We start from the raw sequence: 6,551 nt of genomic DNA on the forward strand, positions 1-6,551 counted from the left end.
CCGGTCATGCATTATGCAGACCGGCTTTTTTGCTTTACAGCTCAGGCATCAGAACAGTTCGTGTTCCTGACCGTTATCCATGATGGTCGTTCCGACTTCATGCACCGCATGTTCCGTCGGCTGAGTTCCGTCAATGAAGTACTCCGGACGGCTGCCACCGCCGCCGTCAGACAACTTACCGGTGCTCTTATCGATAGTGACCGTCACAATGCCCGGAGGCGGCGTTTGTTTCTCTTCAGGTACGCCTTCCAGCACCGCTTTCATGTAATCATCCCATGCCGGTTGCGCACTCTTCGCGCCGCCTTCAGCGCCGGAGATCTGATCCGGGATCACACCCGAAGCGGTCGAACGACCCAGATCGCGTCGGTGATCGTCAAAACCAATCCAGACTGAAGTCACTACATTTGGGCCATAGCCGGAGAACCACGCATCTTTCGAGCTGTTGGTTGTCCCGGTTTTACCGCCAATGTCGTGACGTTTCAGGTCACGTCCTGCACGCCAGCCTGTGCCCATCCAGCCAGGTTCGCCGAAGATGTTGGAGTTCAGCGCATCACTGATGAGGAATGACAGCGGCGTACTGATCACATGTGGCGCGTACTGTTGCTGTGCATCGACCTGAGGGGAGTTAGCCGGCACCTGTTCAAGCTGCGGCGTCGGCACGGCGTTATTGCTGTTATTCACTGAAGTGGCAACGTTTTCCACGTTGTCATCAGATAACACCGCCGATTTCTGTGTATCACCATAAATCACCGGAATATTACAGGTGCGGCAGGCGATTTTCGGTTTAGCTTCAAACAGAACTTCGCCGGACTCGGACAAGATTTTGGTGATGAAATACGGATCCACCAGATAACCGCCGTTGGTTAACGTCGCGTAACCGCGCACCACCTGTAATGGCGTGAACGAAGCAGAACCGAGCGCCAGTGATTCAGAATGCACAATGTTGGCGGCCGGGAAGCCGAAACGCTGCAGATATTCTGCTGCGTAATCTACGCCCATCGCACGCATCGCACGGACCATCACCACGTTCTTAGACTCTCCCAGCCCCTGACGCAGGCGGATAGGGCCGACGTAGGTGGGTGGGGAGTTCTTCGGACGCCAGTCCTGGCCTGCGCCCGCATCCCAGCGGGTGATCGGCATGTCATTGAGGATAGTGGCGAGCGTCAGCCCCTTATCCATCGCAGCGGTGTACAGGAACGGTTTAATGTTCGAACCCAACTGACGGACAGCCTGATTTGCGCGGTTAAATTTGCTCTGGTTGAAATCAAATCCACCCACCAGCGCTTCAATCGCGCCGTCGTTCTGATTCAGGGAAACGATGGCCGAGTTGACATCAGGAACCTGTGCCAGCCACCAGACATCACCCACTTTACGCACCCACACCTGCTGGCCCGGCTGAACCACGTCGGACACTTTTTTCGGCGTCGGGCCCTGAGCGTTGTCATTACGGTAAGGTCGCGCCCAGCGCATGGTGCTAAACGGCAGGCTGATCACCGCACGGTTAGACATGGTTGCCGTGGCCTGCGCATCGTCGATTGACGTGATGACCGCCGGGAACAATGGCCCGTAGACCGGCAGCGTTTTCAGCGACTGAACGATTTTGTCTTCATCCCACGCAGGTTCACCGACTTTCCACATCTGATTCGACGGGCCGCGGTAGCCATGGCGCATATCGTAATTCAGTACGTTAGTACGCAGGGCTTCCTGCGCTGCCAGCTGCGTTTTCTTGGTGATGGTGGTGTAGACCTCATAGCCATCGTTATAAGCGTTGTCGCCATAACGTTTCACCATCTCCTGGCGCACCATTTCGGTCAGGTACGGCGCAGAAAACTCAATGTGCGGGGCGTGATAGTTCGCCACAACCGGTTCTGCACGTGCCTGATCGTACTGCTCCTGCGTGATGTATTTTTCATCCAGCATACGGGCCAGTACGGTATTGCGACGTGCAACAGAACGGTCGTGTGAATAGAGCGGGTTAAAGGTTGACGGCGCTTTTGGCAGACCGGCAATCACGGCCATTTCGCTGAGTGTCAGCTGGCTCACGTCTTTCCCGAAATACACCTGCGCAGCAGCACCCACGCCATAGGCGCGGTAACCGAGATAAATCTTGTTCAGATACAGCTCGAGGATTTCATCTTTAGTCATCAGCTGTTCAATGCGGATGGCTAAAAATACTTCCTTAATTTTACGGGTCAGCGTGCGTTCAGGGCTCAGGAAGAAGTTACGGGCCAGCTGCTGAGTAATGGTACTCGCGCCCTGTGAGGCGTGACCGGACATCAGCGCGACAGACGCCGCACGGAAAATACCGATCGGATCCACACCGTGATGCTCGTAAAAACGGCTGTCTTCTGTGGCGATAAACGCATGCACCATTTCCGGAGGGATCTGGCCCAGTTTCAGCGGGATACGGCGCTTCTCACCGTATTGGGCGATCAGATCGCCTTCGGCACTGAAGACCTGCATGGGTGTTTGCAAGCGCACGTCTTTGAGCGTGGCAACATCGGGTAGCTGAGGCTCGATAAATTTATACAAACCGAAGATCGAGGCTGCTCCCAGCAAAATGCAACACACTGCAAGAATCAATAAATACTTTACGAACTTCACCTGAGATTTCCCATTTAGTGTCAATTGGGCAGTTTATAAACAACCGCGCGGTAGTATAAAGGCAAGCCTGCAACATGGATACGTACTTTTATTTACTTGACGATATGGAGATTGGGCGAAAATGCGACTACAAGCATGGCAGGTAGGTCTGGATATTCAAGCCGGTTTTGCCCGTGCGATCGCCGTACAAAGGCGGCGTCATGGCTGGCAATTACGTCATTGGTGGCAGCATCCGCTGCCCGATTTCACGTTGCGGGAGGGCATATTACATGAGACTGCGCCACTGATCGCCATTTTATCATTTTGGCGCAAAACCTTACCCTCGACGCTGTCACTCAGAATCAGCCTCCCGGCACAGCGGATCATGCAGCAGCGTATGGCCGCGCCTGATGTGCGTATGCCTGAGCCTGCCCGCAGCGCCTTCATTTTCGCCCATGCGGCGAAACAGTTCCCCCTCAGCATCGAACATCTGGTGATGGACTATCGCGCAGACCCGTGCGGCGATAATCAGATGGTGGTCACCGCTGCCAGGCAGCAGGAAATCGAACAGTGGATGTGCTGTCTGGCGCAGGCGCAGCTTTTCCCGCAGGTGATCGAACTTGCCCCCTGTGCTCTTCAGGTTGCCGCCCACGCCGCCGGGCTTCCCGGTGACGTCTTGCTGATTCATCCTCTCGACGATGCCATTCTCTGGGCTTCGCCGCACGGTTTGCCGTTCCAGTTTGGATTATTCGATAACACTGACGCGCAGGCCGACACTTCCCTGGCAGAACGGGTTCGTACGCAGTATCGCGCGGCGACGTTGTGTGAAGCCGGAGGCTATTACAGCGGCGAAAATCCACCGCCGTCACTGCAAAGCTGGTCGCCGCTGAGCGCTATCGGTCAGTTATCTGCACCGCTACCGGTCAGCCCCGGCGCTTTTGCTCCCGCCGTCGGGCTGGCACTGCGACATATGGATTGCTGATGCTACAGGTCAATTTATTGCCCTGGCGCAGGGTGCAGGGCCGGAAACGGCTGCGTTTCTGGCTGAACGTGACGATGTTGTTTCCGGGATTGCTGCTGGCGGGTTCTTGGATCTGTGCTGCTTTTCTGGCACAGCATCAGACACTGTTACTGCAGCATGTCGCTGCGCTGAAACTCGCTTCGCAGGCGCTGTCTCTCCAGCAACGGCGTGTGGATGCGGCATCAGCAAAGGTAAAAGAGCAGATGGCTCAGCGCCTGATAAGCCAGCAGAAGGCGCAGCGAAGCAGGGACTATCTGCAACTGCTGACGTTGCTGGCTGAAAATATGCCCGAGGATCTCCGGCTGAGTGAACTGACTGAGCATCAGAACCACCTGACGCTCAAGGGTGAAGGGCGGTTTTATCACGATATTTTGGCTTTTGGTGAAACGCTCGCCGCCAGCGAATTACTCGGTGACGTCAGCCTTGCAGATGTACGTCAGCAATCCGGTCTGGCGCTGAGTTTTACCCTGAAGATGCAACTGCGTCAGCCGCCTGACGTTTTATCAGCGGATAAACAGGAGGCGCGGCCATGACGTTCTCCTTCGCCGCGCGGCTTGAACCTCTCATGCAAAGACCGGGCTGGCAGTTGGCATCAATGCTGACGTGTGCAACGTTATGCATGGCGATGATCCTGTATCAGTGCGTGTTGAGTGGCATGTGGCAGCAACAGAATGATCTGGAGAAGCAGATCAAGGATATGCAGCGGGTTGTGGCTCATGCCCAGGTGTTATTGCTTCAGGCATCACCGCTGTCGCGCCTGGAGCAGACTCTGAAAGAAAACGTGCGGGCAGAAAATGACATTTTGCCTCTGGATCAGCAATTCTCACAGCCACTGAAAACCTCACAAGCCACGCTGGTTCAGTGGTTGCCCGCGCCCGGCCCGCAAGGTGAACTTCATCTGAACGCGTCGTTTAGCGCGCTGATGCATTTTCTTCAGACATTGCTGCAAAAACCTTCGCATCCGGCGTTCAGTGAACTGAATCTGCGGGCGGGTGAAGGCGGTCTTGCGGCCTCACTTTTATTGACGCAAACCACCGAGGCGGCGGAAATTCCCGATGCGGCTGCCATGAGCCTTCCCGTGCGTGATCCCTTTGCTTCCACGCCAACCGAGCCTTGTGCGGACGAAGCGCTATCTCCTGCATGGCGTTTAGGCGGGATCGTGCAGGTGGAAGGGCGGCAGTCCGGCTGGTTACTCTCGCCGGATGAAGGCTGGATAAAGGTAGAAGCAGGCGTGCAGATCGGTATGCCGCAATGGACGGTAGAAGCGCTCAGTGCGTCAAAGATCGAACTCAGCATCAGCGATATTCGCTGCGGCGAGCAGCGCCAGACCCTTCGGTTTGGTCAACCTATTGTCACTCCACGGAAAGGAAAATGATGAAACAGAGTAACTATGCCGCCTGGTGGCTGCCGTTATGTTTGTGTTTTAGCGCGGCGAAGGCCGCTCAGTTGTCGCCGGTGTCACTGGAGTTTCAGACCGCGCCGGTGGAAATGGTGTTGCAGGCGCTGGCCGATACCCGGCAGCTCAATCTTATTACTGCGCCGGGCGTTGAAGGGCAGATCAGCGTGAAGCTCAGGGAAGTGCCCTGGCAGCAGGCGCTGGATATTATCCTGCGCATGAACCATCTCACCAGCCAGCTGGAAGGCAACGTGCTGATGGTGTCACCTGAAATCGATCCGCTTTTACAGCAACAGAAACTCAGGGAGGCTGCCGAGCAGCAGGAAGATCAACGTCCGGTACTTAGCCTGACCGTGCCGCTGCAATATGCCGATGCCAAAGACGCGGCGCTGAGTCTGAACGCGCAAAAAGGCACGCTGCTTTCTGTAAAGGGCAGTGCGTCTGCGGATCCGCGCACCAACACACTTTTATTGCGTGATACACAAGAGGCGCTGGATGTGGTTGCGCCGTGGGTGAAAGAGATGGATCTGCCCTTGCAGCAGGTGCAACTGGCAGCACACATCGTAACAATGAATAGCGAAAGCCTGAGGGAATTAGGCGTACGCTGGGGATTCACGGGGGAAGAGGCGATCACCAAAGCCGTGCGTATGAACAATTTCAGCATGGGGATGCCGGTAGAAAACCCGATATTTACCGCGGGATTTAATCTGGCGCACATCAGCGGACGGATACTGGATCTCGAGTTGACTGCGCTGGAGCAGGAAGACAAAGTCGATATTATCGCCAGCCCGCGGTTGCTGACGGCGCATATGCAGACCGCCAGTATCAAACAGGGCACCGAAATTCCTTATCAGGTGTCTAGTGGTGCGAGTGGCAGTACCTCGATCGAATTTAAAGAAGCCGTGCTCGGTATGGAAGTGACACCCAAAATTCAGCGTGACGGTCGCATCCAGCTGGCATTACAAATCAGCCAGAACATGCCGGGGCGGAGCATTAAACAGTCAGAAGGTGAAGCGCTGGCGATCGATAAGCAGGAAATTAAAACCCAGGTCACTGTAAAAGATGGCGAAACGATTGTACTCGGCGGAATTTTTCAACGTAAAAATCAGAACACAGATACAAAAGTGCCCGTCCTCGGCGATATTCCGGTGGTAGGTTCCTTGTTTAAACACCAGTATACGAATGAACAGCGGCGTGAGTTGGTGATTTTCATCACTCCAACCTTAATCCGCACCCGCTAAGCGGGTATTAAGTGTTAACCTAAACCGCATAATTACCTTGAGCACGTGCAACTTTTTGTGTCGTCAGAGGCTTCTGAGTTTGACGCTGCCGTCGATTTAGCTTACAAGGGTTACCGAATTAAGCACCGTGATCTTTTTTTACTGCACACACGTCGATAAAAACGTACGGTTTCCCTCCTGCGGCGTGCAATGTGATTTATTCGGTTGCCAAACTACCAAGAGTGTTGAGATAATTTTTTTCTGATCTCGCACTATCGCTCATGAGGTTTCAGTTTAGGTCCCGCCGCTAATTTGATTGGCGGGGCGGGTT

5 protein-coding genes are annotated in these 6,551 nt (G+C 54.8%); 4 read left to right on the forward strand and 1 reads right to left on the reverse strand.

All coding sequences use genetic code 11. From position 1 onward, the window contains the following. Nucleotides 1-48 precede the first annotated feature (48 nt). Entirely contained in the window at nucleotides 49-2,604 is a 2,556-nt protein-coding gene (mrcA, locus tag ED901_RS22430; RefSeq protein ID WP_056775357.1) for a peptidoglycan glycosyltransferase/peptidoglycan DD-transpeptidase MrcA, read from the reverse strand. A 121-nt stretch (nucleotides 2,605-2,725) separates the two neighbouring features. Between mrcA and pilM the strand changes: the two genes are divergently transcribed. Genes pilM through hofQ form a run of 4 tightly spaced genes read left to right on the forward strand, consistent with a single transcriptional unit; the run spans nucleotide 2,726 to nucleotide 6,241 of the window. Continuing rightward, nucleotides 2,726-3,565: a pilus assembly protein PilM gene (gene pilM, locus ED901_RS22435; protein ID WP_122097298.1), complete on the forward strand. Its 840-nt coding sequence runs from the start codon at nucleotides 2,726-2,728 to the stop codon at nucleotides 3,563-3,565. Further along, nucleotides 3,565-4,137, forward strand: coding sequence for a PilN domain-containing protein (locus tag ED901_RS22440; RefSeq protein ID WP_122097299.1), 573 nt, complete (start codon nucleotides 3,565-3,567; stop codon nucleotides 4,135-4,137). Before pilM ends, ED901_RS22440 begins: the two co-directional genes overlap by 1 nt. Continuing rightward, nucleotides 4,134-4,979 (forward strand): DNA utilization family protein, encoded by an 846-nt coding sequence (locus ED901_RS22445; protein WP_122097300.1) that lies wholly within the window; start codon nucleotides 4,134-4,136, stop codon nucleotides 4,977-4,979. The genes ED901_RS22440 and ED901_RS22445 overlap by 4 nt, the downstream gene beginning before the upstream one ends. After that, complete coding sequence (hofQ, locus tag ED901_RS22450; protein ID WP_122097586.1) at nucleotides 4,979-6,241, forward strand: DNA uptake porin HofQ; 1,263 nt, start codon at nucleotides 4,979-4,981, stop codon at nucleotides 6,239-6,241. Before ED901_RS22445 ends, hofQ begins: the two co-directional genes overlap by 1 nt. Nucleotides 6,242-6,551 lie beyond the last annotated feature (310 nt).

The sequence above is a fragment of the Rahnella sp. Larv3_ips genome (genome assembly GCF_003697865.1).
GTDB lineage: Bacteria > Pseudomonadota > Gammaproteobacteria > Enterobacterales > Enterobacteriaceae > Rahnella > Rahnella rivi.

Coding starts and splice junctions, on each gene's coding strand:
- ED901_RS22445 (WP_122097300.1), top strand. CDS start 4,134: ATGACGTTCTCCTTCGCCGCGCGGCTTGAACCTCTCATGCAAAGACCG.
- hofQ (WP_122097586.1), top strand. CDS start 4,979: ATGAAACAGAGTAACTATGCCGCCTGGTGGCTGCCGTTATGTTTGTGT.
- ED901_RS22440 (WP_122097299.1), top strand. CDS start 3,565: ATGCTACAGGTCAATTTATTGCCCTGGCGCAGGGTGCAGGGCCGGAAA.
- pilM (WP_122097298.1), top strand. CDS start 2,726: ATGCGACTACAAGCATGGCAGGTAGGTCTGGATATTCAAGCCGGTTTT.